Origin of the sequence: Streptomyces sp. NPDC046925, from assembly GCF_040644915.1 — a bacterium.
GTDB lineage: Bacteria > Actinomycetota > Actinomycetes > Streptomycetales > Streptomycetaceae > Streptomyces.
In genome coordinates this window covers 262572-286824 of record NZ_JBEYWZ010000005.1, presented here as the reverse complement: position 1 = coordinate 286824, position 24253 = coordinate 262572, and the positions used below count along the sequence as shown (strand labels likewise).

General features: G+C 68.2%; 23 protein-coding genes and 1 tRNA gene. 10 read left to right on the top strand and 14 right to left on the bottom strand.

Features of this window, described 5'->3' with window-relative positions:
• Nucleotides 1-38: 38 nt before the first annotated feature.
• The gene (locus ABZ906_RS22770; protein ID WP_361385331.1) at nt 39-1976 is read right to left on the bottom strand and encodes an Ig-like domain repeat protein; all 1938 of its coding nucleotides are present in this window, start codon (nt 1974-1976) and stop codon (nt 39-41) included.
• A gap of 306 nt (nt 1977-2282) precedes the next feature.
• Here ABZ906_RS22770 and ABZ906_RS22765 point away from each other — a divergent pair, with 306 nt between their 5' ends.
• Nucleotides 2283-3014, top strand: a complete 732-nt coding sequence (locus ABZ906_RS22765; protein WP_361385328.1) for a helix-turn-helix domain-containing protein — start codon at nt 2283-2285, stop codon at nt 3012-3014.
• 15 nt (nt 3015-3029) lie between these two features.
• On the opposite strand, the gene ABZ906_RS22760 is transcribed toward ABZ906_RS22765, so the two are convergent.
• Nucleotides 3030-3536 carry a DUF5707 domain-containing protein gene (locus ABZ906_RS22760; RefSeq protein ID WP_361385325.1) on the bottom strand — a complete coding sequence of 169 codons (507 nt, stop codon included), beginning with the start codon at nt 3534-3536 and terminating at the stop codon, nt 3030-3032.
• Nucleotides 3537-3731: 195 nt separating this feature from the next.
• On the opposite strand from ABZ906_RS22760, the gene ABZ906_RS22755 reads away from it, so the two are divergent.
• The 3 genes from ABZ906_RS22755 to ABZ906_RS22745 are packed head-to-tail and all read left to right on the top strand — an operon-like array spanning nt 3732 to nt 7211.
• Nucleotides 3732-6155, top strand: a complete 2424-nt coding sequence (locus ABZ906_RS22755; RefSeq protein WP_361385322.1) for a histidine kinase — start codon at nt 3732-3734, stop codon at nt 6153-6155.
• Complete coding sequence (locus ABZ906_RS22750; RefSeq protein ID WP_361385319.1) at nt 6152-6841, top strand: response regulator transcription factor; 690 nt, start codon at nt 6152-6154, stop codon at nt 6839-6841. The genes ABZ906_RS22755 and ABZ906_RS22750 overlap by 4 nt, the downstream gene beginning before the upstream one ends.
• A gap of 1 nt (nt 6842) precedes the next feature.
• Nucleotides 6843-7211 (top strand): hypothetical protein, encoded by a 369-nt coding sequence (locus ABZ906_RS22745; protein WP_361385316.1) that lies wholly within the window; start codon nt 6843-6845, stop codon nt 7209-7211.
• Between the two features lie 33 nt (nt 7212-7244).
• Here ABZ906_RS22745 and ABZ906_RS22740 read toward each other — a convergent pair whose 3' ends face one another.
• Nucleotides 7245-7895, bottom strand: a complete 651-nt coding sequence (locus ABZ906_RS22740; RefSeq protein WP_361385313.1) for a DUF4232 domain-containing protein — start codon at nt 7893-7895, stop codon at nt 7245-7247.
• A gap of 263 nt (nt 7896-8158) precedes the next feature.
• Here ABZ906_RS22740 and ABZ906_RS22735 point away from each other — a divergent pair, with 263 nt between their 5' ends.
• Nucleotides 8159-8560, top strand: coding sequence for an SgcJ/EcaC family oxidoreductase (locus ABZ906_RS22735; RefSeq protein WP_361385310.1), 402 nt, complete (start codon nt 8159-8161; stop codon nt 8558-8560).
• A 529-nt stretch (nt 8561-9089) separates the two neighbouring features.
• On the opposite strand, the gene ABZ906_RS22730 is transcribed toward ABZ906_RS22735, so the two are convergent.
• Together ABZ906_RS22730 and ABZ906_RS22725 are read right to left on the bottom strand one after the other, a co-directional pair.
• Nucleotides 9090-9656 carry a Uma2 family endonuclease gene (locus ABZ906_RS22730; protein WP_361385307.1) on the bottom strand — a complete coding sequence of 189 codons (567 nt, stop codon included), beginning with the start codon at nt 9654-9656 and terminating at the stop codon, nt 9090-9092.
• Nucleotides 9657-10257: 601 nt separating this feature from the next.
• Nucleotides 10258-11004, bottom strand: a complete 747-nt coding sequence (locus tag ABZ906_RS22725; protein WP_361385304.1) for a hypothetical protein — start codon at nt 11002-11004, stop codon at nt 10258-10260.
• 737 nt (nt 11005-11741) lie between these two features.
• On the opposite strand from ABZ906_RS22725, the gene ABZ906_RS22720 reads away from it, so the two are divergent.
• Nucleotides 11742-12056: a hypothetical protein gene (locus tag ABZ906_RS22720; RefSeq protein WP_361385301.1), complete on the top strand. Its 315-nt coding sequence runs from the start codon at nt 11742-11744 to the stop codon at nt 12054-12056.
• A 165-nt stretch (nt 12057-12221) separates the two neighbouring features.
• On the top strand, nt 12222-12818 hold the full coding sequence (locus tag ABZ906_RS22715) for a hypothetical protein (protein WP_361385298.1): 597 nt from the start codon (nt 12222-12224) through the stop codon (nt 12816-12818).
• A gap of 18 nt (nt 12819-12836) precedes the next feature.
• Here ABZ906_RS22715 and ABZ906_RS22710 read toward each other — a convergent pair whose 3' ends face one another.
• From ABZ906_RS22710 to ABZ906_RS22695, 4 genes are all read right to left on the bottom strand, one after another.
• Nucleotides 12837-13457 carry a hypothetical protein gene (locus ABZ906_RS22710; protein WP_361385295.1) on the bottom strand — a complete coding sequence of 207 codons (621 nt, stop codon included), beginning with the start codon at nt 13455-13457 and terminating at the stop codon, nt 12837-12839.
• Nucleotides 13458-14007: 550 nt separating this feature from the next.
• Nucleotides 14008-14394 carry a hypothetical protein gene (locus tag ABZ906_RS22705; protein ID WP_361385292.1) on the bottom strand — a complete coding sequence of 129 codons (387 nt, stop codon included), beginning with the start codon at nt 14392-14394 and terminating at the stop codon, nt 14008-14010.
• On the bottom strand, nt 14387-14818 hold the full coding sequence (locus ABZ906_RS22700; protein ID WP_361385289.1) for an ATP-binding protein: 432 nt from the start codon (nt 14816-14818) through the stop codon (nt 14387-14389). The genes ABZ906_RS22705 and ABZ906_RS22700 overlap by 8 nt, the downstream gene beginning before the upstream one ends.
• Before the next feature lie 46 nt (nt 14819-14864).
• Nucleotides 14865-15272: an NUDIX hydrolase gene (locus ABZ906_RS22695; RefSeq protein ID WP_361385854.1), complete on the bottom strand. Its 408-nt coding sequence runs from the start codon at nt 15270-15272 to the stop codon at nt 14865-14867.
• A 107-nt stretch (nt 15273-15379) separates the two neighbouring features.
• On the opposite strand from ABZ906_RS22695, the gene ABZ906_RS22690 reads away from it, so the two are divergent.
• The gene (locus ABZ906_RS22690) at nt 15380-16165 is read left to right on the top strand and encodes a GntR family transcriptional regulator (RefSeq protein WP_361385286.1); all 786 of its coding nucleotides are present in this window, start codon (nt 15380-15382) and stop codon (nt 16163-16165) included.
• Between the two features lie 178 nt (nt 16166-16343).
• Here the strand turns inward: ABZ906_RS22690 and ABZ906_RS22685 are convergent.
• Nucleotides 16344-16417 (bottom strand) — tRNA-Gly (locus tag ABZ906_RS22685).
• Nucleotides 16418-16992: 575 nt separating this feature from the next.
• Between ABZ906_RS22685 and dcd the strand changes: the two genes are divergently transcribed.
• A complete protein-coding gene (gene dcd / locus ABZ906_RS22680; RefSeq protein ID WP_030682615.1) occupies nt 16993-17568 on the top strand; it encodes a dCTP deaminase in 576 nt (191 codons plus the stop codon).
• An 8-nt stretch (nt 17569-17576) separates the two neighbouring features.
• Nucleotides 17577-18074, top strand: coding sequence for a phosphoribosyltransferase (locus tag ABZ906_RS22675; RefSeq protein ID WP_361190712.1), 498 nt, complete (start codon nt 17577-17579; stop codon nt 18072-18074).
• Nucleotides 18075-18200: 126 nt separating this feature from the next.
• Here ABZ906_RS22675 and ABZ906_RS22670 read toward each other — a convergent pair whose 3' ends face one another.
• From ABZ906_RS22670 to ABZ906_RS22655, 4 genes are all read right to left on the bottom strand, one after another.
• Entirely contained in the window at nt 18201-19193 is a 993-nt protein-coding gene (locus ABZ906_RS22670) for a Yip1 family protein (RefSeq protein ID WP_361190714.1), read from the bottom strand.
• 185 nt (nt 19194-19378) lie between these two features.
• Entirely contained in the window at nt 19379-20863 is a 1485-nt protein-coding gene (locus tag ABZ906_RS22665) for an FG-GAP-like repeat-containing protein (RefSeq protein WP_361385283.1), read from the bottom strand.
• Between the two features lie 166 nt (nt 20864-21029).
• The gene (locus ABZ906_RS22660) at nt 21030-22526 is read right to left on the bottom strand and encodes an FG-GAP repeat protein (RefSeq protein WP_361385281.1); all 1497 of its coding nucleotides are present in this window, start codon (nt 22524-22526) and stop codon (nt 21030-21032) included.
• Between the two features lie 304 nt (nt 22527-22830).
• Nucleotides 22831-24225, bottom strand: a complete 1395-nt coding sequence (locus ABZ906_RS22655) for a hypothetical protein (protein WP_361385278.1) — start codon at nt 24223-24225, stop codon at nt 22831-22833.
• Nucleotides 24226-24253 lie beyond the last annotated feature (28 nt).

The following is a 24253-nucleotide window of genomic DNA, read 5'->3' as shown; positions in this document are numbered from 1 at the left end:
AAATGGTCCGAACTTGACTGAACTGGATCTCTACGAGCCTAGTTCGACCAGTACAGGTACTTCCAGGCGCCGTAGGTCGTGGAGTTCACGTTGTCGCCGGACGAGCCGTTGACGTAGGCGGAACGCATCCGCGCCTTGATGCCGGACTGGTTCGGCCCCTCCAGGGTGATGGCCGACTTGCCGTTCGTGCCGAGCGGGAAGTACTCGGAGTCGGCGGAGTGCCACGAGCCGCCCGAGTAGACCTGGAGGTCGAAGCGCTGCTTGCGGCCCTTGTAGTAGCTCATGGTCGTGGTCAGGACCGGGTCGGCCCTCTTGTGGAACCAGTAGTACGACGTCGAGCCGATCTTCGCCTTCTTGTAGTGCTTGGAGACGGAGGTGGAGATCTTGACCTTGGCGTACGCCGTGGACTTCGCCGTCTTGGACGCGGTGCGGGCGTCGCCCTTGTAGACCGCGGTGACGACGGTGTCCCGCTTCATGTCGACGGTGGCGGAGATGTTGCCGCTGGAGTTGACCTTGCCGGACTTGATCAGCTTGTTGGGCTTGTCGCCGCCGTAGGGGTTGGCCCAGATCTCGACCGTGCGGTTCTTGTACGTCGAACCGAGGTGCGCGGTGAAGGAGACGTCGGCGCCGTAGCCGTACACCTTGCCGTTCTTGTTCACCGTCAGCGTCGGCTTGGTGCGGGAGACGTCGACCTTGTCCGATGCGGAGACCTTCGTGTGCTGGGCGTCGCCCGCGTACGTGACCTTGTACGTCACCTTGCCGCCGGCGGGCGGGGTGTCGGTGAAGCTGTAGGAGCCGTCCGCCTTGACCGTGACGGAGGGCAGGGTCTTGCCGTCGGGGCTCTCCAGGTCGGTGCGGGTGACCTGGAGCTTGGTGCCGCCCGGCAGCGGCACGGTCGCCGTGATCTTCCCCGTCACGGTGAGCTTCTTGGCGCGGGTGGCGGTCGACGGGGCGTTCACCGTGAGGGTCGGGGCGTTCAGGGTCGGGTCGGTGAGCGCCTTGAGGGTGTAGCCGCTGCCGGACTCGGCGATCGCGAAGAGCCGCGAGGAGTCCGGGGCCCAGGCGAGATCGGCCGCACCGATCATGTCGGCCGTGCCGGTGTCGTACGTACGGATCGGCTCGGTGGTGTTGGGCCGGTAGACCGACACCTTGGCGCCCTTGGCCTGGGCGACGAGCCCGTTCGGCGCGATGTCGGCGCGGTGGCCGGAGGGGTAGGCGCCGGACGCGGTGAACTTCCCGTCGGCGTAGGCGTCGCGCTGGGTGCCGTTGACCAGGACCTGGGAGGCGCCGGGAACGAGGTCGATGTCGCTGATGCCGTCGTTCAGGGAGTAGTCGCCGTTGTGCCAGGCGGTCAGCTGCGGTGTGCTGCCGGAGACGTCGAGGACGGCCATCGAGTCCGTGGACAGGCCGGTCTCGCCGACGGCGAGCAGGCCGGGCGCGGACGGGTCGGTGTCGAGGAGACCCGCGTCGTAGATCCCGGGGTGCGGCTGCGGGAACAGGCCCAGCGTCACCGAGCCGTCCTCCGGATCGACCGAACCCAGGTCGCCGTCCCACTGGTCGCCGTACGTGAACCAGACCTTGCCGCCGGCGAAGGCGACATGGGTCGGGCCGTCGGTGGTGTCGACGGCGTAGCGGTTCTTGACGTCGAGGGTGGCCGCGTCGAGGGCGACGACCTCGTGAGTGTCCTGCGCGGCGGCGTACAGGGTCGACCCGTCGGCGGACAACGCGAGATCGGAGACCCCGCTGACCCCGCTCACCGAGTCGACGAGAGCGCCGGAGTAATCGGCGGCGAGAACCTTCCCGGCCGCACGGTCACCGACGAAGACCCGCTTGAGCCCACCGTCCGCGACGATGCCCCCCGGCGCCGCGACGACGGCGGAAGCGGCCGCGGCGGGCCCGGCGGTGACGACACTCAGGGCCGCCGAACTGAAAAGAACCGCGAGCGCTGTCGCGGTCGAAATGGTGCGCGTACGCACAGTGATGTACCCCCACAAGAAATCCCGGTGGATGGCCGGGAGATGAGAGCGCCGCGCGACACCCGGACATGACCGCTTGAAGTGCGGTAACGCGCGGGGCGCGGCTGCTGTGGCGCAGCGTATGGCATGGCGGGGACAAATGGGGAGGGGGTTTCTCCGGGGGCTCGTGGCTTTCTCTGGGGCTGCTGGCTTTCTCCGGGGGCTTCTGGCTTTCGGCTCCGGCTTCGGCCCTGGCTTTTGGCTCCGGCGATAGCATCACTATCGGGGAGTGCTCCCCGCTTGGGTCGATGTGGGTGGAGAGTGACGATGAACGGCGACTCGAAGCGCCCGATGCCTCCGCGGCGGCGTGACGCGCGGCGGAACTGGGAGCTTCTGGTGGAGGCGGCCCGTGCGGAGTTCGCCGAGCAGGGGCTCGAAGCGCCGCTGGACGTGATCGCCCGCCGGGCGGGCGTGGGGAACGCGACGCTCTACCGGAACTTCCCCACCCGCGCCGCCCTGATCAACGCCGTCTTCCACGACCTGCTCACCGGCACGATGACCGCGGGGGAGCAGGCCCGTACCGTGCCGGACGCCTGGGCCGCGCTGAACGACTATCTGCAAGCCGTCTTCGTCACGCTGGCTGCCGACCGAGGCACGAATGACCTGATGACCACCAACCTGGAGGGCATCGACGCGCTCCAGGCCGTGCACGCCCACAACCGCGAGACGATGGACATCCTGCTTAGCCGGGGCCGCGAACAGGGGGCGGTCCGCGCCGACGTCACCACCGAGGACGTGCTGTTCGCGCTGGCGGCCCTCGGCCGTGCTGTTCCGGCTCTCATGGCGGCTACTGCTGTTACCGGGGCTTCCGCTGCCACCCCGGCTGCCGGTGCGTCGGCGCCCGATGCGTGGCGCCGTCCGTTGGCCCTGTTCCTGGACGGTCTGCGTGCGTCGCCGGGGGTGCCGGAGTTGCCGGGGTCGGCTCTGACCGCGGACCGACTCGGCGATGTACTTACGGAACTGGGTCCGCATCGCGCGTCCCGCAACGTCAGCGGGTGACGTCAGTGGTTGACGTCAGCGGGTGACCTCGAAGGTGGCCGCGCGGGGCGCGAACTTCGTGTCGCCGTCCTTGGCGGTTGCCCGGGCCGAGACGTACCAGGTGCCCTGCGCCAGGTCGGCCGCTTCCTCCTTCGTGACCTTCAGCGTGTAGGTGCAACGGGACGTCTTGTCCTTGGCGCCTGCGGTGTCCTTGCAGGTGGCGCTCTCCGCCTTCCGGAGCTCCGCCTCGGTCGGGTCGAGCTTCGAACTCGCGGGCCAGGCAAGGACCTTGAGACCCCGCACGCCCGAGTCGTCGCTCACGTCCGCCGTGAAGGTGAGCGAGCCCGCGCCGCCGTCCGGCGAGGGGGCGGTGTAGCGGGCCGAGCCGTTCTTCAGGGCCGGTGCCTTCTTCGGAGTCGAGTCCGAGGCCATGGCTATCCCGCCTGCGGTGATTCCGCCGACGACGACCGCGCCGACGAGCGAGGAGACGACGATGCGCTTGCGGCTGGGCCTGTTGCTGGGCTTGTTGCCGGGCTTGGACATGGGTGTGCCTCCTGAATGCGGAAGGGGCTGGAAGATGTGATCAACGCTAGGGCGCCACGCACCCCCACGGCCTCGGGCCACCGGACGATTGCCGTCTCGAACCAGAGATAGAGAAGCGGCCGGACGACATCGACCGCTCGCCGGATCCGGGCCGCTCACCTGCGGACATAGCCTTGATCCGTCATGTATCGAGTCATGTGCCGAAACGACGACGGCCGGCTGTCCCCTGCCTCGCTGTCCCCGGCCCCGCTGTCCCCGGTCCTGCTGATCTGCGCCCAGGCCGTGGTCTGGCCCGGCGCGGCGCTGGTGCGCGGGGACCTGCCGTCCGGGCCCGCCCTTCTCGTGGCGGCGCTGGTCGCCGGAGTGGTGACCGCCGCGCTTGCCCTCCGCCGTACCCGCCCGGTGGTCGCCCTCGTCGTGGTCGCCGCCGCCTGCGCGCTTGGTGCCGGGCCGCTGCCCGCCGGGGCGACGGCGGTGCTCGGAACGGCGGGCGTCGCGCTCGCCCTGTGCGCCGTGGCGATCGAGCGCGACACCTTCACGGCCGTGCTGTGCGTGGTGGCGCTCGCCGTCTGGCAACTGCTCCAGGGCATCACCCTGCACGGCCTCACCGACCCCGGCGGACTCGACCTCGTACTGACCGCGCTGCTCTACGCGGCCGCGTGCGGCGCCGGTCTCCTCGTACGGCGGAGGAATCGCGCACGGCTGGCCGCCGGGGAACGGTTGAAGCGGGCCGAGGCCGAACGCCACCGCCTCCCGGCAGTCGAGCGGCGCCGTATGGAGCGGGAGTTGCACGACGTGAGCGCCCATCACCTGACGGCGGTGGTGGTCACGGTCGGGGCGGCGCTCGGACTGCGCGAACGGCGCCCCGAACTGGCCGCGGAGGCAGCGGAGTTCGCGGTCGACACCGGCCGTGAGGTCAGCCGGGCGCTGGGCGCGGTGCGCGCGCCGGCGCCCTCGCGGGGAGAGCTTCCGTCGCCGGAGGACCGGCTGCGGGGCCTGGTCGCGGGCTTCGGCCGCCTCGACCAGGAGGTGGCCCTGGACCAGCGGGTGGACCCGGAGGTCGGCCCGCTGCCGGACGGCGCCGTCGCGGACGCGGCGTACGGAATCGTCCGCGAGGCACTGACCAACGTGGCACGGCACGCTCCGGGCGCGCAGACGAAGGTGCTGTGCCGGTACGGCGAGACCCGTACGGACGTGGTCGTCACCAGCGCGCCCCCGCGTTCCGGTTCGGCGGCGCGGGCCCACGGCGCCGGGCTGGGCGGTGGACGCGGCCAGGGGTTCCTGCGGTCCCGGGCACGGGAAGCGGGCGGCACACTGCACAGCGGGCCGACGGCGGAAGGCGGCTGGGAGGTGCGTGCGGTCCTGCCCGGCCGTACCGCGGCCCCGGTGGAGCGGCCGGAGACGCGCAACTACCGCCTGGCGCAACTGACGGCGGCGGCCGGACTCGTCCTGCAACCGCTGCTCCCGGCACTGGTGATCAGGGATGACACGGCATCGAACGCGCAGCACGTGTCCGCGGGCGTGCTCTTCGCGCTCCTCGCGGCGGCCCAGGCGGTCGCGCTGCTGTGGCTGCGCCGTGCGCCCCGTACCGCCGTCGGCGCCCTGCTCGGCCTTGCCCCGCTGTGGCCGGTGGCGATGGCTGCGGGGGACTACACCGGGCCTGCGGTACTGCCGCCTGCCCTGAGCATGGTCGCCACGCTCGTCGCCTGCGCGGCGCTGGTCGCGGGGCGGGCGCTGGTCGCGGGGCCGGTGCGGGTGGTCGGTGACGTGCGTGCGATCGCCCTATCGGCCGTGGTGGTGCACGCGGGGGTCGCGACCGCCGCCGTCCTGGTTCGCGGGACGACGGCTCCCGCCTGGGCGGTCGCCGTGTGCGCGACGGCCGGGGCGGCCCTGGCGGTGGGCGCGGCCTGCTGGACCGGGGGCCTGGCACGCCGACGTGACGCGGCAGCCAGGGACGTACGGGAGGAACGCCTCGCCGCTTGGACCGAGGAGGCCGTCCGGGACGCGTGGGCCGAGCGCCGCCGGATCGCCGCGGGCCTGGAGACCACGGTCCTCGCACGCACCGCCGACATGGTCACGGAGGCGGAGGCGGGCAGGCTGGAGGAGACGGCGGAACGGGCCCGGGAGGCCTTGGCGGCGATGCGAGCGCTGCTCGATGCGGTGCGGGGTGGCGGTGAGGGTGAGGGTGAGGGTGAGGGTGAGGGTGAGGGCGAGGCGGAAGGCGGACCGGAGGGTGCCGACGGGCGACGGCCGCAGCCGACCGTCCAGGCCCTGGACCTCCTCGCCCACCAGGTCAGGGCAACGGGCCGCGACGTGGAGATACGGCTGACCGCCCGAGTGCCGGACCGCCTCCCCACCGCCGTGGACCTGGCCGCCTACGCCGCCGCCGAGGCCCTGCTCGCGGCCGGCGGCGATGAGCCCGCGGTGCTCGAACTGGACTCGGAGGGCGATACGTTGACGCTGACGGCCACCGGAGTGCCGAGTTCCGCGGTCCCTGCCGTACGGGAACGGCTGGCGGTCCGGGTCGAGGCGCTGGAGGGCACTCTGACCACGACCCCGGCGGGCGCGTTCCGCCTCGGCTGGCCCCTCACGCCGCCCGACGAGAAGAGCGAACGATGAGCCTGAAAGTGCTGGTCGTCGACGACCAGGGCATCGTACGGGCGGGGTTCGCCGCCGTGATCGACGCCGAGGACGACATGACGGTGGTCGGCGAGGCGGCGGACGGAGTCGAAGCGGTGCGGTTGGCCGCTGACCTGGTGCCTGACGTGGTCGTCATGGACGTACGGATGCCCGAGCTGGACGGTATCGCCGCCACGCGGATCATCACGGGCCGCGAAAACGCACCCAGGGTCCTGGTCCTGACGACCTTCGACCTCGACGCGTATGTCTTCGACGCGCTGCGCGCGGGGGCCTCGGGGTTCCTGCTCAAGGACGTACACGCCGCCGAACTGCTCCAGGGCATCCGGGTGGTGGCGGCGGGCGAGAGCGTGCTCGCGCCGTCGGCGACGCGCAGACTGATCGGCCACTACGCGTCAGGAGCCGAGCGGGCCCGCCCCGGCAGCGACAGTGGCGGCCCGCAGGACCTGGCCACCCTGACCGGCAGCCAGCGCAACGTACTCACGCTGCTCGCGTCCGGCCTCAACAACGCGGAGATCGCCGAGGACCTCGGCATCACCGTCGGCACGGTGAAGTCCCACGTCAACGCGCTCCTGCGGAAACTCGGCCTGCGCGACCGCGTGCAGGCCACGATCCTCGCGTACGACCTGGGCCTCACCCGCCCGAACCCACCGGGCGGCCACCTCTGAAGTGCCGACGCCCGCACGCAGCGACCACCGCAACGGAGGAGCCACCACCATGCCCGGCAGCCCCGGACCTCGCCGTTCCGTTCGCCACCGCTTCCGCCGCCCCACGGTAGGCACGGCCGTAGCCCTCGCCTACCTGGCGATCTGCGCCGCGCTGCTGGTATGGGCACTGGTGGTAACGGCGACCGACAGCTCGGACGAGTCCATGGCGGGAGTGATCCCCCTGCTCGCCACGGCCCCGGCAAGCTTCGTACTGCTGCTGCTCCCGGGCGGCACCGCGATGGTGATCGTGGCGGTGGCGGCAGGGGCGCTGGTGAACGCGGCGATCATCAATTGGTGCGCGCGAGCACTGAGCAGGGGGAGCGGGCGATAGAAGAGGCACGGCTGGCGAGAGGGAGGGTGCGACTCACTGCTTGCCGGTGCCGACAGGGTCGACGAAGACCTCGCCGTCGGCGCCGACCGGGAGGTTGAGGTCGGTCGAGAGGGACTTGGAGTGGGTCTCGTTGGGCGGGGTGACCTCGATGGCGCTGACGAACACGCCGTCGTCACCGTCCTTCTTCGGCGGGGTGTGCAGGGTGAAGCGGGTCGTCTCACCGGTGTTGAGCACGACGGCCGGGGCGGAGACCTTGCTGCGCTCGGCGCTGAGCGGCCCGGAGGCGTCCTCGGACCGCAGGTCGACGCCGGGGAAGCCCTTGAGGGAGCAGGTGTCGCTCGTGTTCTTGAGGCTGACTATGAGATCGCCCTCGCCCATGCCGTGGGCGGTGCCGAACTCCAGGTTGGCGGTCTTGCAGTTGCCGGTGGTGACCTGCCCGCCGCCACTGCCGGTACCGCTGCCGCTGCCGCTGCCCTTGGAGGCTTCGGTGGAGGCGTTGTCGCCGCCGGAGCCCGAGCCCGAGGAAGAGGATCCCGAGTCCGAGGAAGAGGATGAGGAAGAGGCCCCGGAGTCCTTCGAAGCGCCACCGGCGTTGGAGTCCCCGTCGCCGTCGCCATTGCAGGCGGTGAGCGAGAGACCGGCGGTGAGGACCAGGGCGGCGAGGGTCATCTTCTTGGCGCGCATCGTTTCTTCCTTGCGGTCGGTGCCGAGGGTCCGGCACGAGCGAGCGTTACTGATCAAGAGGACCCACTTGCCGGTAGGAAACGTTCCACTCACCGGCCCACTAATACGTGCCTGTTACAAGCACCCACAAGAAACCCCACCTGGGACAACCCCGTAACCGAATGCCCCTTGCGCCAATTTGCGACAGCAGACTCACGAAACGAGCTCCGCGTCGGCACCCAGCACTCGAATCCCTTGACCTCAAGCGAGGTTGAGATTCCAGCATGGTGCGCATGGATACCGAGAACGCGGACATCAAGGCCATCGAAGAGATCGTGGCCACCGTCGAGCAGGCCCAGCGAGCCAAAGACGCCGAGGGCTTCCTCGCGCTCTTCCACCCCGACGCCCTCTGGACGACCGCCCACGGCAAGGTCCTCATCGGCTTCGACGCCATCGCGGAGTTCACCCGCGCCGTACTGCCCAATGCAGAGTGGGACGGTGAGGTCACGTACGAGGCAGTGCACATCCAGTTCCTGCGCCCCGACGTAGCGGCCGTCAAGATCCGCCAGATCTACCACGCGCCGGCCGGCGACACAGAGGGCGCCCCGCTCTACATCATGACCAAGCAACCCAACGGCAACTGGCTCCTGCACGCCGCCCAAAACACAGAGGTCCAAGCCGCCTGAAGCAGCCCACCAGCAAAGCCAACACACACCTTCCACACGGACGTTGAGGCATGAGGAGGGGGCCGGAGCCGGGTTACCCGAGACCTTCGCAGGGAAAGATCTCGCAGGCATCTCGGTGAGCTGAGTCGGAGGGGGCTGCTCATGAGCGACACAACACGGTCACGCCAGGCCGAGACAGAGCCGGAACCGGAGTCGGAGCCGGAGCCGGACCCGGAACCGGAGTCGGAGCCGGAACCTGCGTCGGAGTCGGAGTCGGAACCGGAGCCGGAGTCGGAACCTGCGTCGCCGCCCGAGCGCGCCCCCAACCGTTTCAGCGACGGCCCCCCTGACCCTCTCGCCTCACAGCTGGCCAAGATCAACAGGGGGGAACGCATCCCGACTCCCGGAGACAACCCGGACGGCGAGGACCGCGACCCCGAGGACGAGCAACATCGGGAACACGACAGCAACGGCCGCTTTGCACAGCGTCGTAAGCGGAAGAACTGACGCGCAGAGCGGACGGCCAAGAATCCCCGGGTTCATGACCGGTTCAGATCTGGCCGAGGTCGATCTCCGCTGCGAAGGGGGCGGTGACCTTCAGGGTGCCGGTGAACACGTCCCCTTCGCGGTACGTCCTCGTCGCGGGATCGAGCAGGTACGTATACACCAGCGGTGTGCCCGTCGCGGCCTGCTCGATCCGCCAGTAGAAGCCGATCCCGGCCCTGGCGTACTGGTCCACCTTCACGATCCGGTCGGTGGTCTCCGAGCCCGGCGACACCACCTCGACCACGAGCAGAACGTGCTCGGGCCGGGTGGGCGTGATGTCGATCGTGTCCGCACGGTAGACGATGACGTCGGGGCGGCGATTGGTCAGCGGGACGTCCTGCAGCCGGACGTCGAAATCAGTGTCGGCGTTCCAGTCCGGGCCGGCCGCGGAGTCCAGCTCGTTCGCCAGGAGCCGGGCCAGTCGATTGTGCCGCTTGGACGCGCTGGGACTCACGACGACCATTCCGTCCACGATCTCGATGCCGGCGCACTGCTCCTCGGACCACGACTCGTACTCCTCCGCCGTGATCTGCTCGTGCATCCATGCCGGGGCCACCATCTCGGCAGTCATGACACGCCTCCCGGACGCTGTGCGGCGGGCCCGATCCCGCTGTGCTCAGCGTACTGTCCGCACGGCGCAGACGTGTCGGACGCGGCGGGTGCGTTCACCCGGCCGTTCCCTCTACGGGTGCCAGACAACACGAAATCCCCAGATCTTCGATCTGGGGATTTCTATGGAGCGGGTGACGAGAATCGAACTCGCACTCTCAGCTTGGGAAGCTGCGATCACTTGACGCCGGTCGGGGCGGTGACGAGGGCGAACGGTTGGGGCGCGGTCTCGTCGGACCTGACCGCGTTCACCGTAATTCCCCGCTGTTCCCTGCCCGATCTGGTGCGCTTGTGGTGCGAGCCGCAAAGCATGAGCGATGGTCCTCGTGGGCGGACACGTTGTCAGTGCTGATGACTAGGGTCTCGAACGCGCGGCCGACTTCCGAGGTGTCCAACTCTGTAGAGCAGCTGCATTCCCGACTCTGTATGGGGGCGGCCTGGGTACGGCCCGGGACCTAACCGACGGTCGGGCTTCGTCGATGGCTAAGAAGAGACCTGTCAGCGCCGTCTCTTGTACCTCTCACCTGCCGCAGTGGTCCGCCGGCGGGCCGTGCGCGTATCGGTCAGAAGGGAGGTTCGAGATCGCCGCGGCCATCGCTGTGTGGCCCCCAGTCCCGGGGCTCCTCCCGAAAAGGCTCAGGGGTGGGGGCGTCGTGGCCCCATGCTTCGAGTGCCTTCCGGGCAACATGCCGGTTGGGGTTGTCGCTGCCGGTGTCCAGGATGGCGCGCGCGTGCACGGCGAGGTGATCGCGGTGCTCGGCGAGCGCGGGGTGCTCGGCGAGGATGAGCGCGGCGATAACGGCGGCTTCGCGCACGTCCTCGTGGCTGTCTCGGAGGAAGGGCGCGACGGCCCGATAAAGCATCGGGCGCAGATCCCGGAAGGCCGCCACGATGGTGCCGGGGGTGAGAAAGCCAGGGAAGTACTGCTCTGTGCGGCCCACAATCTCATCGGAGGCGTCGTAGGCCGTGGAAACCAACCAGTTCAACAGCGTCGCGCGGATGGGGACGTTGCGATAGGGCCGGAGGGTCATGGCCGCCGGGTGGGTGAGGATGCCGGCAACATACATGGCGACGGGGGCGGTGGCCTCGTAGATGGTGTTCTGGTGGCCGACCAGCTCACCTAGCTCCGACAAAGCGGAAACCTGAACCTTGGGATCGGGCTCCAACAGCCGTGCCAGAACCTTGGGAAGGTCCTCACCGCTCCCGAAAGCCGTCTGGAGCGAATCCCAATCAGTCTCCGCCAGGACCACCTGGTAGGGCGGCAAGTCAGGCTCGTGGGGCGTCTCGACGTTGGGAAGGCTGTGGTTCACAGGCCAAACCTAGACCCAGACCCGCCGGAGGAGCGGGCCGAAGGCAGGAGCGTCGCCCGGAGCGGAGCCGGGGCAGGAGCCCGGGGCGGACGACCCCGCGACCTAGTGGTGCGGTGGCTGCCCGCCGGTCCAGACAACAAAGAACCCCCGGGTCCATGACCTGGAGGTTTCTATGGAGCGGGTGACGAGAATCGAACTCGCACTCTCAGCTTGGGAAGCTGAGGTGATCTACGGGCGGTTGCTCGGCTGACCTGGGGCGGAGCCGATGTCGGCGCCGGACCGCTCGTCGGGTTGGCACCCGGTGTTCCCCGTGGTTCCCCGCAAGGTCTGGCACGGGTATGGCACGTCTACTCTCAGAGGAGCTGGTGCCGTTCCCTATCTGCGGCGGTGTGTTGTGGGCTGCGTACGGGGTCGTTCACCCTACGTTCGTGGGTGGCCAGCTGCCCAACCTGCGGACTGGACGGGGCCTCTCCCGTATGGCCTTGAACGGGTCCGAATGAGCCGAGGGCTGAGAAGGTGCCGCTCTCCGAGTGGGACGCAGTGCCCGACTGTTTCCCGCGCCCGGCGCCTGCCCGTCTCGACGATGCCCATCATGCCTTCGGTTGTGAACGCCTTTGGTTGCCGCGCTCTTGGCGAGGTGTGAAGTGATGACCCGTCGTATCTGGTTTCTCCGCAGCACTTCTCACTGTGGTGTGTGGTAGGTCACACTTGGGGCCTGGTCGAAGCAAGGGGGGACCGTGAGCAGTTCGCACCTCAACGCGCCTATCCACGCCCGCATGTACGCGAAGACCCTGCACAAGGTGATCTGGGTCGCTGCGATCGTGGTGTCGGCTGGCCTTCTGGCGCCGCCACTGTTCTTCATTGCGGCTAAGAAGCGTGTCGTCAGCATGGCCGTGCCAGCGATCTACGCGGTCATCATCTATGGCTCGGTCATTGTCGCGACGATCCTCGGTAACTCGAAGAACTGGGAGGGGCTCGTTCTGGCAATCACTCTGATCGTCGCTGCCGTACACGCTGCCATCCTTGACACGCAATGGAAGCCGGGCCGGTGACCGCCTAGGTGCCATGGCGATATGTGCGGACCCGGCGACGGTAGTCGATCACGCATCGACACCTTGGGGGAATGCGCGGTACAGGTTGGCGTGCGGAAAGGTGAGGCGTTTACGCCGGGCCTCGTCATCCGTTGATGGCAGCGTGTGAATTAGAGGGGCTTTCGAATGGAATTGGCTAGTCTGATTGTAGCGATTTTCGCTGCTCTCATTTCGCTACTAGCCGGGTATGCCGCCTGGCGGGCGAACCGCCCTAAGCCGAAGATGGCCGGTTTAATAACGATGGGGTGGAGGCAGGAAGTCGCTATGAATGTAGTTGGTGAGATGTGCGGAGATGCTATAGGTCTGCACGTAATACTCACCAACGCGTCATCCCACCCCATACATCCGCTTCATTTTGAACTTGAGGTGTCAACAGGAGGAGTGTGGCTAAAAGGGAAAAGAATGCAAAACTACCAGACTACGTTACCTGAGCTAAGGTTCAGCGGTTATGCCGCGAGTCTAGATTACAGCCATTTGGTTGACTGGCCTCCACGCGCGGTGAATCATGGGGCGCCGCTGATGGGATTCATCTATTACGTAGTTCCTGGGTTGGCTCCTAGCGCAGTGATCAAGGAGTATCGCATTACAGTGACGGACGTATTTGGTGGGGCTATCACCTTTAAAAAAAGCCAGTTTGACCTCGATGCTTATCACGGGAGAGAAGGTTCCCACACCACGCTCGAACTCCTAACGCAGGCCGGAGTTCCGGTGCGCAGAGTGTAGTCTCATCCTGGAGCAGTGCTAGGAGAATGAAAATCCTCCACTGTATTGGTGTGTCACATTTCCTGAAATCCGAGTTTGATACCTTTCCAGGTAGATGTGGTCAGGATGAACTTCAACTTGGAATCCATCATGGCAGAAAATTCCTCGCGTGATCACGATGGCACTTGGTGTGTGGAATTCCATCTCTGCCAGGATTTTGCGTAGGCCGCCACGAATTGTCAGCCTTTTCCCGACCAGTTCGATGTCCCACGTGCTGGCAGAGAATACCAGCTCGTTTTCTTCGATGTCGACGAGGGGATTTCCATCGCGATCGAAAACGCGAAGAGTGAGCAGAATTTGCTCGTCTTCCTTTTTGACTTGGAATACGGGGTAATCTCTAACGGCTAGTGGGGTTACCAGAGTATCGTGCTCGAAGTTCGAGACGAATCGATTCGTTCCCATATTGATCAGGCATGAGTTTCCGGAATACCTCAACGGTAGGTTCTTGGAGATTCCGAATTTTTTATTGTGAGGATTCTTGTCAGCCGAGACGACATCGGATACGGGCAGAAGCCCCCTGGTCTTCTCGCTGTGATGAGTTGGGCAGAGAAGTGTGATCTCTTCAGCGTTGTGCTTCTTTGTCTTCGCCCATTCGGTCATGTGTTCATATTCGTACAGTGGGAGTCCGCAAATTACACAGCCGAAACCACACCTTTGCCGAACTTGACGCTTGATAGGTTCAGGGATTTTCCTGCTCACGGTCACGGGGTGAATCCTCACTCGCGATGTGCTGGCTTGACAGTCGAACAGTGCGCCCGCTGGGACGCGCTTATTCCGGACTCCTTGGGAGTTCGAGGGGAAGAAACATACGCGGTCGGCGGAGCGGCTTTGGGCTGGAGCTGCTTTGGGGCGAGTGATCATGGCCCCTTAAGCTTCCGGCGAGTCGGGCAGTCTGTGGACCTGCCCGTTAAAGCACGACGTTGGGGCCATGATCTTAGAGGCTCGCCCCAAAGTGGCTGCGTAAAGCCGTGGAGCCGACCGCCCCAGCCACGATGTACCCCTTCTCTGAGGCCAGTTGGCCGCCAGCTCTTGTCGCGCGGCCTGGTGGACCGGGCCGGAGCGGGGCGGAGACAGGAGCGGCGGCCCAGGGAGCCGGGCCGCGCGCGGGGAGCGGAGCGAGCCGCCTTGAACCAGTAGAGAAAGTTGTAACTCAGTCCGTCTGCTGGGGCTTCAAGTCGTATGCGCACGGTGGGAGTTCCGCGGCCTGGTGGCGGGCGAGAGGCAGGAAGAGTACCGGGCGGATCGTCCAGGTGATTCGGGTGTCTGCGTGCGTCACGGAAATCGTGCACGGCTGCATGCGGAGGAGCTCTATGCGGGTGTGGATGCGGCCCTCGTCCAGCCACGACCACGCTTCATCCGCGGCCTCGGCGTCCAGTGCCGGTGTGATGGTGCGGAGTGCGATCGCCACCCACCTGTCGGCCTGCTGTGCCGAGTAGGCGTCGAACGATCCTCGTAACTGCGACCCGGACCGCTGCTGTTGCTCGGTGGTCGTCTCCGTCCAGCACTCGCACCAGTAGCCGCGGCGGGGCCTACTCATCCGCACGGTTGGCCCCCAGGCCGGCGCCCGTGTAGAGCGCCGCGGTCACCGTGTGGCCCTCGTCGCTCTCGTGGACGACGACCTTGTGCGCGATCGCGCTGACCATGTCCAGGCCCCGGCCGTGTTCCGCCTCCTCGTCTTGGTGCTCGACCTTCGGGGCAGTGCCCGTGCCTCCGTCGTCCGTGACCGACAGCGTGATCACCTGCGGCGCTACCGCGATGGTCAGGTAGAAGCTGTCCGACTGGTGTCCGCTGGCCGTATGCAGGATCGCGTTGGCGCTCAGCTCGCTCACGATCAGTTCGGCGTCGTCAGCCAGCGGCCCCCGCAGGATGTCTCTCGTCCAGCGACGGGCCCGGCTGACCTCTTCAGGGAAACCTGGGCAAGTGAGGCCCCAGACTCGGATAGTTCTCGTATACTCGTGCATACAAGTTCCTTCGTGCTGGTAGGCCGCCATGTGCAGCGGGTTCGGGCTAGACGAGTTTGACGCCGTCGTGGGCGCGGATGGCCGGCGGGGAAGCCGCGTCGAGTGCGTCCAGGACGCGGATCGCGTATGCCTCGTCGGCGAGTTCGGTGACTTCGTCGCGGGTGGCCCAGCGCAGAGCTCGGGTCTCGTCGCCGGTAGTGGGCGTGCCGTCGGCGGCCTCGCAGCGGAAGACCATGGAGACGATCAAGCCCGTCATGTTCTTGTAGATGCCGGTGAGGGTCGCAGGAAGTGCGATCTTGATGCCGGTTTCTTCGAGGACTTCGCGTTGCAGTGCCTCGGGGATGGTTTCCTCTCGTTCGAGGACGCCGCCCGGGGGCTCCCAGTGGCCGTTGTCGCGGCGCTTGATCAGAAGGGCCCGGCCCTGGTCGTCGACAATGACTCCGGCGACGCTCACGGAGTGCGGACGGTCAGTGCTCAAGGTCCTCGGCCCTCCCGGATGGCTAGGCTTTCCACCGTAGCAACAACACTCGCCCACTCGTCTAGATATCTAAAGGAGTACGCGTGACGTCACTCCCGAGCCTGCTCGGCGATCTCGACCCCATGAGCGATCGTGCGGTCTTCCGGCAGATCGCCGACCAGCTGCGCGAGGCCATCGGCCGTGGGCGATTCAAGGAGGGCGAAAAGCTGCCCTCCGAAGCCGAACTCGTCGAGCATTACGGCGTCTCCCGGATGACTGTTCGGAACTCCTTCTCGGTTCTCACGGGTGAGGGCCTGGTCCATGCCGAGCATGGAAGAGGCGTATTCGTGCGGCCCCGGTCGCCCGTCCGGCGTCTGGCCTCCGACCGCTTCGCCCGGCGTCACCGTGATCAGGGCAAGTCCGCCTTCATCGTTGAGGCCGACGCTGCGGGCGGGCATCCGCAGGTCGACAGCCTGGAGGTCAAGGAAGAGAAGGCCACGCAGGACATTTCCACCCGGCTCGGGTCGGTGCGGCGCGTGCTGGCTCGTCGGCGTCGGTATCTGCTCGACGGGCGGCCGGTCGAGTTCGCCACCTCCTACCTCCCGCTCGACATCGCGCGCGGTACGCAGATCGCCGAACCCAACCCCGGCCCCGGTGGTATCTACGCCCGCCTCGAAGAGCTGGGGCATCACCTCGACCACTTCGAGGAAGAGATCCGGGCCCGGATGCCCGCGCCCTCGGAAGTGAAGACGCTCCGGCTGGCTCCTGGCGTGCCCGTGATCCATCTGGTCCGCACCGCATATGACACCGAAGGGCGGGCCGTGGAGGTCTGCGACACCGTCATGGCGGCGGACGCATACGTGCTGTCGTACCAGCTCCCGGCCACGTAAGACCCTGAGGGCCGTGGACGCGACAATTCGTCGGGCCCGGCGAGCAGCTTCGGCCGACCAGCCGGGAGGCCAGCCGCGCGAGGGCCCTTCTGGCGCGCACCTGGCGCGGATTTGGCACGCGGCGAGTGATCAGCAAGGACAGCAAAAAGGCCCAGGTCGCTGACCTGGGCCTCAAGTGTGGAGCGGGTGACGAGAATCGAACTCGCACTCTCAGCTTGGGAAGCTGATGTTCTACCACTAAACTACACCCGCGAAAGACACCGTCTGTGGCGGTGTCGTAACGTCGCACACTCTACCCCATTCCAGGCCCCGGACGCTTTTGCCCCGGGGCCCTCGTGCTGTCCGGGGCCTGGATGGCTCTGCGGGGCGCGGGAGTTGGGGCGTACGGTGAAGAGCCGGAGTGCCGCGTGCAGGAGCGCCCTATTCGTCCCGTAATGTGGCCTCTCGTCGTCGCCTCGCACGCGAGCATCATGCGGCGAGCCACGAGCTCAACTACGGCTTTGGGGAAGGGACTCGAGGACTTGATGGAGCGCACCGTCGTCCGATGTGCCGAAGGGCACGTGTTCAGCACTGCTTCGTTCCCGATGCAGAAGGCCGACCGGCTCGGACCCGGCCGCCTCATCCGCTGTCCACGCTGCGCCCGATTGCGGCATGCCGTGCCGGTCGCGTCGCAGAAGCGGTAGCGATGCGGCGGTAGCGAGCCGCGGGGGACGCGGAGGAACGCCGGGAACGCGGGCGAACGCGGAAAACGCCGGAAATACAGAGAACCGCAGCGCGCGGGGAAGTCCGATTGGGGCGGGCCCGCGCGCTCTGCGTATCCTCGGTGCGTGCTTCTCTCAGACAAGGACATCCGGGCCGAGATCGACGCCGGACGAGTGCGGATCGATCCGTACGACGAATCCATGGTGCAGCCCTCAAGCATCGACGTGCGGCTCGACCGCTACTTCCGGGTGTTCGAGAACCACCGCTACCCCCACATCGACCCCTCCGTGGAGCAGGCCGACCTGACGCGGCTCGTCGAGCCCGAGGGCGACGAGCCGTTCATCCTGCACCCCGGCGAGTTCGTGCTGGCCTCCACGTACGAGGTCATCAGCCTGCCCGACGACCTCGCGAGCAGGCTGGAGGGGAAGTCCAGTCTGGGGCGGCTCGGGCTTGTGACACATTCCACGGCCGGGTTCATCGACCCCGGTTTCTCCGGGCACGTGACGCTTGAGCTCTCCAACCTCGCGACGCTGCCCATCAAGCTCTGGCCCGGCATGAAGATCGGCCAGCTGTGCATGTTCCGCCTGACGTCGCCCGCCGAGGCGCCCTACGGCTCGGAGCGGTACGGATCGCGTTACCAAGGGCAGCGCGGGCCGACCGCCTCCCGTTCCTTCCTCAATTTCCATCGGACCCAGGTGTGACATCCAGCATGAGTGACGTGCGCGAGAACCTTACGTACGAGAAGTTCGGCGGCGCGGTGCGCGAGCTCGCGCAGGCGATCGCCGACGACGGCTACCAGCCCGACGTCGTGCTCTCCATCGCCCGCGGGGGCGTCTTCGTCGCGGGCGGGCTCGCGTACGCGCTCGACTGCAAGAACATCCACCTGGTGAACGTCGAGTTCTACACCGGCGTCGGGACCACGCTCGAGATGCCCGTCATGCTCGCGCCCGTCCCGAACGCCATCGACTTCACCGACAAGAAGGTGCTCATCGCCGATGACGTCGCCGACACCGGCAAGACGCTGAAGCTCGTGCACGACTTCTGCCTCGATCATGTCGCCGAGGTGCGCAGCGCCGTCATTTACGAGAAGTCGCAGTCGCTCGTGAAGTGCGAGTACGTCTGGAAGCGCACCGACGATTGGATCAACTTCCCGTGGAGCGTCGAGGCTCCCGTCGTGAAGCGCGCCGGGCAGGTTCTCGACGCCTGATAGGCCGTGCGCCTGAGAGACCGTGCGCCTGATAGGCCCTGCGCCTGATAGGCCGTGAGAAACGTGAGATAGGGGCGGGCCCCGGCGGATACTCCGCCGGGGCCCGCCCCTATCTCGCAGGATGCGTCAGAACGTGCCCAGCTTGATGATCGAGAGCAGTGCGAGCAGCTGGATGGCCGACGCGCCGAGCGCCTTCGGCCACGGCAGGTCGTGCGACTTGCTCACCATCATCGTGAGCAGCGCGCCCGCCGCGACCCAGGTCACCCAGCCGAGCAGCTGGACGAAGGACTGGCCGCCGCCGAGGAACATGGCGACGATCACGCGGGGCGCATCCGTGATCGACATGATCAGCATGGAGAGGCCGACCGTCGGCTGCCAGGCGCCGTCGCCGCCGAGCTGGCGGGCGAGGGTGTGGGTGACCACGCCGAGGATGAAGGCACTGATCGTGATCGCGATCGCGGTCGTCAGGACGTACGGGACGGCCGTGGAGATCGTCGCGTTGATGGCGTCCTCGCGGGCGCCGTCGAAGCCGAAGATCGCGAGCAGGCCGTAGAGGAACGTCACGATGAGGGCCGGGGCCCACATCGCGTAGTCCCGCATCTGGAGGAAGGTCGGACCGGGGCTCAGCACGATGCCGCGCAGGAGGTCCTTCCAGTGCAGGCGCGGGCCCACGGGAGCGGGGGCCTGGCCGGCGCGGTAGGTGTCGCCGTGGTTGTACGGGTCCTCACCTACGGAGAAGGCCTGGGTGTGACCGGGGTTGTTGGCGGCGTACGGATCGAAGCCGCCCTGGCCTCCGCCCTGACCCTGGCCGCCGTGCCCCGGGTCTCCGTGGCCGCCGCCGAAGTACTCCGGCTCGCCGTGGTTGCCCTGGTGGCCGCCGGCCTGCGGCCACTGCTGCCCGCCGTAACCACCGCCATGGCCGCCGCCCTGGCCACCGCCCTGACCCTGGCCGTAGGGCGGCTGACCGCCGTACTGCTGGGAGGGCGGCTGAGGGTAGCCGTACGGCTGCTGCTGGCCCCGGGGGGCCTGCTGTCCGTACGGCTCCTGCCGCGGTCGTTGTTGGGGGCGTGCTTGCGGGGTGCGGTTGTCCCGGCCGCGTCCGATCCTGAATCCAGCCACGAATCGAACGTACCTGGTCTGGAGGGCCGGGGTAGTCCCTCCTCGGGAGGAGAGCGGCTTTGCCGCTGACCTGTGACAACCCTTAGGGGGACCCTGAGGGGTTTACCCCAGGGTCCCTGGGGTCCATGGGGTCCCTGAGACCCCTGGGCTCCCGCAGACCCCTGAGGTCCCCGGCCCCCCCGAGGTCAGCGACCGAGCACCGCTCCGTACGCCAGCGGATCCGAAGAGGCGGGCGCGCCGATGGAGTTCGGGGTGATGGCCTTGCTGCCGATCGCCTTGGCGCCGGGCAGGCCCCAGACACCGCCGGACGAGGAGTTCTCGCCGGGGGAGGCGACGGACAGGTCCGGGACGCCGTCGCCGTTGTGATCGCCGAAGGCGAGGGCGGCGCCGAAGAGGTCGCCCGCCTCGGCGACACCCGGGATGTCGGAGGAATCCTGCTGGTAGGCGATCGCGCTGGCCGCGCCCCCGGCATCCAGGATGCCGTTCGTACCGCCCTTGAGGACGGTGACGCTGCCCGCACGGGACTCGCTGCCGATGGCCTCGCCGGGGGCGCCCGCGACCAGGTCGTCCTTGCCGTCGCCGTCGATGTCGGCGGCGGCGAGGGCGTTGCCGAAGTCGTCACCCTTTTCGGCGACGCCGGGAACGCCGACGGTGTCCTGGTTGAGGGTCTGGCCCTCCCATTCGAGGCCGTCGCCCTTCCCGTAGTGGATGTGGATGCCGCCGCCCTTGGCGAGCTCCTCCGGGCCGCAGGGGTCGTCGATGTTCTCGTCGGCGATCTCGCGGCAGTTGCCGAGGGCGAGGTCGTCGCGGCCGTCGCCGTTGAAGTCGCCCGCGGCCAGCGCGTTCGCGGCGCTGTTGTCGCTGCTCCAGGTGAGGTGGAACTTGTACTCGTCCTTGCTGTAGGCGAAGAGCTGGACGTGCGACTGGGTGTAAGGCTGGTTCTGGGTGTAGAAGGCGGCGGCGAGCTCGGGGCGGCCGTCGTCGTCGAAGTCGCCGGTCGTCATGACGGGGGCGCGCCCGCCCATACGGTCGCCCATGACGGGTTCGGTACGGGCGGCCAGGGGGTTGAAGTTGGCGACGATCTGGTCCTTGCCGCCGATGGCCAGGTCGACGTCCGTGTCACCGGTGAAGTCGGCGGCGGCGAGGGAGATTCCGTACGCGTCCTTCGCCTTGGCGCCGCGGGCCGCGGTGTTGGCCACGGCGAAGCCGTCGCCGGTGCCGTACAGGACGGTGACGGAACCGGCGTCGGCCTTGTCGTCGATGTCCTCGCCGGGGGCGCCGATCACGAGGTCGGCGTACTGGTCGTCGTCCACGTGCGCGGCGACGACGGAACCCCCGAACCGGTCACCGGCCTCCGGGGTGCCGGGCACCTCGACGGTGGCCTGCGTGATGCGCCGGACGCTGCGCGGCTCCCCGCTCTTCGCGCCGAACACGACACTCACCCAACCGGCCTTGGCCTTGCCGTCGACGGTGCCGTTGGGCAGGCCGACGAAGAGGTCCTCGTACCCGTCGCCGTTGAAGTCGGCGGTGAGCGGCGCGGCGGCGGACGAAGGCGCGGACACGGGCGCGGGCGCGGCGCTCGCGCCCGCCGCGAAGGGGAGGGTGAGGCCGGTGGCGGCCAGAGCGGTCGCGGTGGCGGCGACGGCCAGAGTGCGGGGGCGCAGGGGCACGGGGGTCTCCAACTCGGTCGTATAGAAGAGGAGTTACGAGGATTCACGAGGTGATATGAGGTGATACGAGGAGTTGCGCGGCGGCATCGATCGCGGGCCGCTCGGTCGAGCGGACCGGGCCCGCACGGAGGGGTGCGGGCCCGGCGTTCGGGGGTGAACCGGTGGCTCAGTCCGCGAAGTTGGTGCCGAGGCGGGGGGTGCCGCTGGAGGAGATGCCGACCGTGGACGTGTAGGTGCCGGTTGTGCCCTTGAGGGTGCCGTCGGTGTGGGAGGTCAGGGTGTAGAACGCGCCGTTGGAGCCGTTCTCGCCCGATGCTCCGGCGATGACGTCGCCCCGGCCGTCGCCGTTCAGGTCGTCGATGTGGACGTCGTGCCCGAAGAAGTCGTTCTTCTCGTTGGAGTTGGGGACGCCGGGCGAGTTCTGGCTGTAGAGGGCGGCGCCCTTGGTGGAGAGGCCTGAGCCGTCCGCCGCGCCGTAGATGACGGTGACCGAGCCCGCGTCGGTGACGCCGTCCAGGTTCTCGCCGGGGGTGCCCACGACCAGGTCGAGGTGGCCGTCGCCGTTGATGTCGCCGAGGTCGAGTTCCGCGCCGAAGGAGTCGCCGGTCTCGCCGCCGCCCGGGACGCCCGCCGTGTCCTGGGTGATGGCCTGGCTGTCGCCGTACGGGCCGTTCGCGTTGCCCTTGACGACGTACACCGTGCCGCCCTTGTGGGCGCCGTCGATGCCATCGTCCCAGGTCAGGCCGATGATGACGTCGCCGTAGCCGTCGCCGTCCGTGTCGCCCACGTCGGTGATGTAGCCGGCGGGCAGGCGCTGGACGCCGTTCGTGGTGACGCCGTTCGCGCTGCCGGGCAGCCAGAGGTTGGCGTTGTAGTCGTCCGCGGTGGAGTAGCCGTCGACGAGCAGGTCGTCCTTGCCGTCGCCGTTGACGTCCCCGGAGTGCAGGTTGAAGGCGCCCGCGCCTTCGCCGCTGTGGATGGGCGGGAGCACGGAGTAGCGGCCGCCGGTGGCGCCGGAGCGCTTGATGCCGCCGTCGAAGATGTCGATGGTGGCGGCGCCCGAGGCGGCGGCTACGGCGAGGTCGTCCTTGCCGTCGCCGTCGAAGTCACCCGCCTGGAGGGGGCCGCCGAATCCGTCGTGCTTGGTGGGGCGCGGGTCCGTGATCGTGGAGCCGCCGGAGAGGCCGCTGGGGGAGCCCCACAGGACCTGGACCGTGCCGCCGTCCGCGTCGCTGCCGACGTCCTCGCCGATGGCGCCGACCGCGAGGTCGTCGTAGCCGTCGCTGTCGAAGTCTCCGTACGCGGTGTCGGCGCCGAAGATGTCGCCCTTCTCGGCGGTGCCGGGGACGCCTGCGCTGTTCTGGCTGTAAGTGACGTGGCGCTGCTGGGTGCCGCCGTACGTGACGACTACCTGGCCCGCCTTGTCCTTGCCGGACACGTTGGCGTGGGGGGCGGAGGTGGCGAGGTCTGCCGCGCCGTCGCCGTTGAAGTCGGCGTCGTCCGGTTGTGTGGCGGGGGCGGCGGGGGCTTTGGGGGCCGCGGTTGCGGTGGTTGCGGTGGTTGCCGTGAGGGTGAGGAGTCCGCCTGTGAGGGCCACGGCGGTGGCTGTTGCCGTGGCCAGGCGGCTGGGTCTGTGGGAGGGGGTGCGCTTGTGCTTGGGCATGCGTGCTGCTCCTGGGGGTGGGTGGGTGGTTGGTTGCTTGGTGGGGTGGTGCTTGGTGCGGGTCCGGGAGGGGGGCGGGGCTTGGGCTTTTTTTAGTCCCCAACCCCGCCCCTTCCCGAAAACTCGCTGGCGCGAGGGCCTTGGGCTTGCGTGCCCTCATCACCGGCTTCGCCGAGTTCGTCCTCAAACGCCGGACGGGCTAAAACGACCGCCGGGTGGGCTGAAACGACCGCCGGGTGGGCTGAAACGACCGCCGGGTGGGCGGGAAGCAAGGACGAACACGGGCCAAGAGGGACCGCTCAGCTCAGCGCAGCGTTCTGCCGAAGTCCGCGTCCCTTCCGCCGACCCCGAAGTCCGAGCCGTTGAAGGATGTTGCGTACGACGAGGTCAGGCCCGTGGTCGTGCCGCGCAGGAGCCAGACTGCGCCGGCGTTCTGCGTCGTGCCGATGTCCTCGCCGGTCGCGCCGATCGCCAGGTCCGCCTTGCCGTTCTTGTTGATGTCCTTGAGGCGGACGGACGAGCCGAAGCTGTCTTTCGCCTCGGCGACACCGGGTACGCCCGCGGTCTCCTGGTGCCAGGCCTTGCCCGAAGTGAAGGCGCCTGAAGAGGACTTGAGGAGCGTGACGCTGCCTGCCCCGGCGATGTCGCCCACCGTCTCGCCGGGCGCGCCCACCGCGAGGTCCGGGAGGCCGTCGCCGGTCACGTCACCCGCGGCGACGGACGAACCGAAGCTGTCGCCCGCCTCGTCGGCACCCGGCACTCCCGCGCTCGCCTGGTTGTACGTGACCGGGGCGCCGAACTTCCGGTCGCCGCCGAACCGCACGGTGAACGAACCGCCCTTGCCGCCCGCCCCGTCGGAGGAGTTGCCGGTGATCAGGTCGTCGCGTCCGTCGCCGTTGACGTCCCCGGCGGTGGCCGCGTCGCGCGTCGCCGTCGGGTCGGCGCCCTCGCCGAGGACCTCGGCCTGGTAGCCGTAGTCGCCGGCGCCGCCGTTCATGTGGGCGGTGTACGCGCCTCCGTCCGCGCGCTCCCCGTACAGGACGAAGCCGATGCCGTCCTTGACCTTGAAGTTGCCGCCGACCATGCCGTCCAGGCGTACGCCTTCGGGCAGGAAGTCGACTTCGAGGCCGTAGACCTTGCCGTTCTCGCCCGCCCCGGAGTAGTAGAACCAGTTGTCGCCGCTGATCACGGCCAGTTGGGGCGAGCCGTCGTCGTCCAGGTCGTTCCAGGTGGTGGCCTCGCCGAAGCGGCCCGCGGTGTCGGCGGGGGCGTTCAGGACCCTGCCGCCCGTGGTGAGGCCGCGCGAGCCGCCCCAGACGATGGTGACGGAGCCGGACGGCTTGCCCGTCACCTTCTCGCCGGGGGCGCCGACGATGAGGTCGGCGTAGCCGTCGTCGTTCACGTCGCCGCTGGTGATGTTCTCGCCGAACTCGTCCTCGGCCTCGGTGACGCCGGGTATCCCGGAGGAGTCCTGGGTGATCGTGGCCGCGCGGCCGGTCCCGACGCCGGAGGCCGAACCGAAGGTCACCGTAACGGAGTTGGTGGCCGGGTTGCCGATCGCGAGGTCGCGGTAGCCGTCCCCGTTGTAGTCGTCCTTGAGGGTGGACGCGGCGCTCGCGGTGCCCGCGAACGGCAGCGTGAGCCCCGCTGCGGCGAGAGCCGCGACGCTCGCGGTGATGGCCAGGTTACGTACGCGCACGTGAGGCTCCCGGGAGTGGGGAATTGCT

Bases quoted from the DNA above. Each gene is read 5' to 3' on its own strand.
- ABZ906_RS22700 (WP_361385289.1), bottom strand. From the start codon at position 14,818: ATGCACGAGTATACGAGAACTATCCGAGTCTGGGGCCTCACTTGCCCA.
- ABZ906_RS22765 (WP_361385328.1), top strand. From the start codon at position 2,283: ATGAACGGCGACTCGAAGCGCCCGATGCCTCCGCGGCGGCGTGACGCG.
- ABZ906_RS22760 (WP_361385325.1), bottom strand. From the start codon at position 3,536: ATGTCCAAGCCCGGCAACAAGCCCAGCAACAGGCCCAGCCGCAAGCGC.
- ABZ906_RS22735 (WP_361385310.1), top strand. From the start codon at position 8,159: ATGGTGCGCATGGATACCGAGAACGCGGACATCAAGGCCATCGAAGAG.
- ABZ906_RS22705 (WP_361385292.1), bottom strand. From the start codon at position 14,394: ATGAGTAGGCCCCGCCGCGGCTACTGGTGCGAGTGCTGGACGGAGACG.
- ABZ906_RS22675 (WP_361190712.1), top strand. From the start codon at position 17,577: ATGAGTGACGTGCGCGAGAACCTTACGTACGAGAAGTTCGGCGGCGCG.
- ABZ906_RS22755 (WP_361385322.1), top strand. From the start codon at position 3,732: ATGTGCCGAAACGACGACGGCCGGCTGTCCCCTGCCTCGCTGTCCCCG.
- ABZ906_RS22740 (WP_361385313.1), bottom strand. From the start codon at position 7,895: ATGCGCGCCAAGAAGATGACCCTCGCCGCCCTGGTCCTCACCGCCGGT.
- ABZ906_RS22730 (WP_361385307.1), bottom strand. From the start codon at position 9,656: ATGACTGCCGAGATGGTGGCCCCGGCATGGATGCACGAGCAGATCACG.
- ABZ906_RS22715 (WP_361385298.1), top strand. From the start codon at position 12,222: ATGGAATTGGCTAGTCTGATTGTAGCGATTTTCGCTGCTCTCATTTCG.
- ABZ906_RS22750 (WP_361385319.1), top strand. From the start codon at position 6,152: ATGAGCCTGAAAGTGCTGGTCGTCGACGACCAGGGCATCGTACGGGCG.
- ABZ906_RS22710 (WP_361385295.1), bottom strand. From the start codon at position 13,457: ATGACCGAATGGGCGAAGACAAAGAAGCACAACGCTGAAGAGATCACA.
- ABZ906_RS22660 (WP_361385281.1), bottom strand. From the start codon at position 22,526: ATGCCCAAGCACAAGCGCACCCCCTCCCACAGACCCAGCCGCCTGGCC.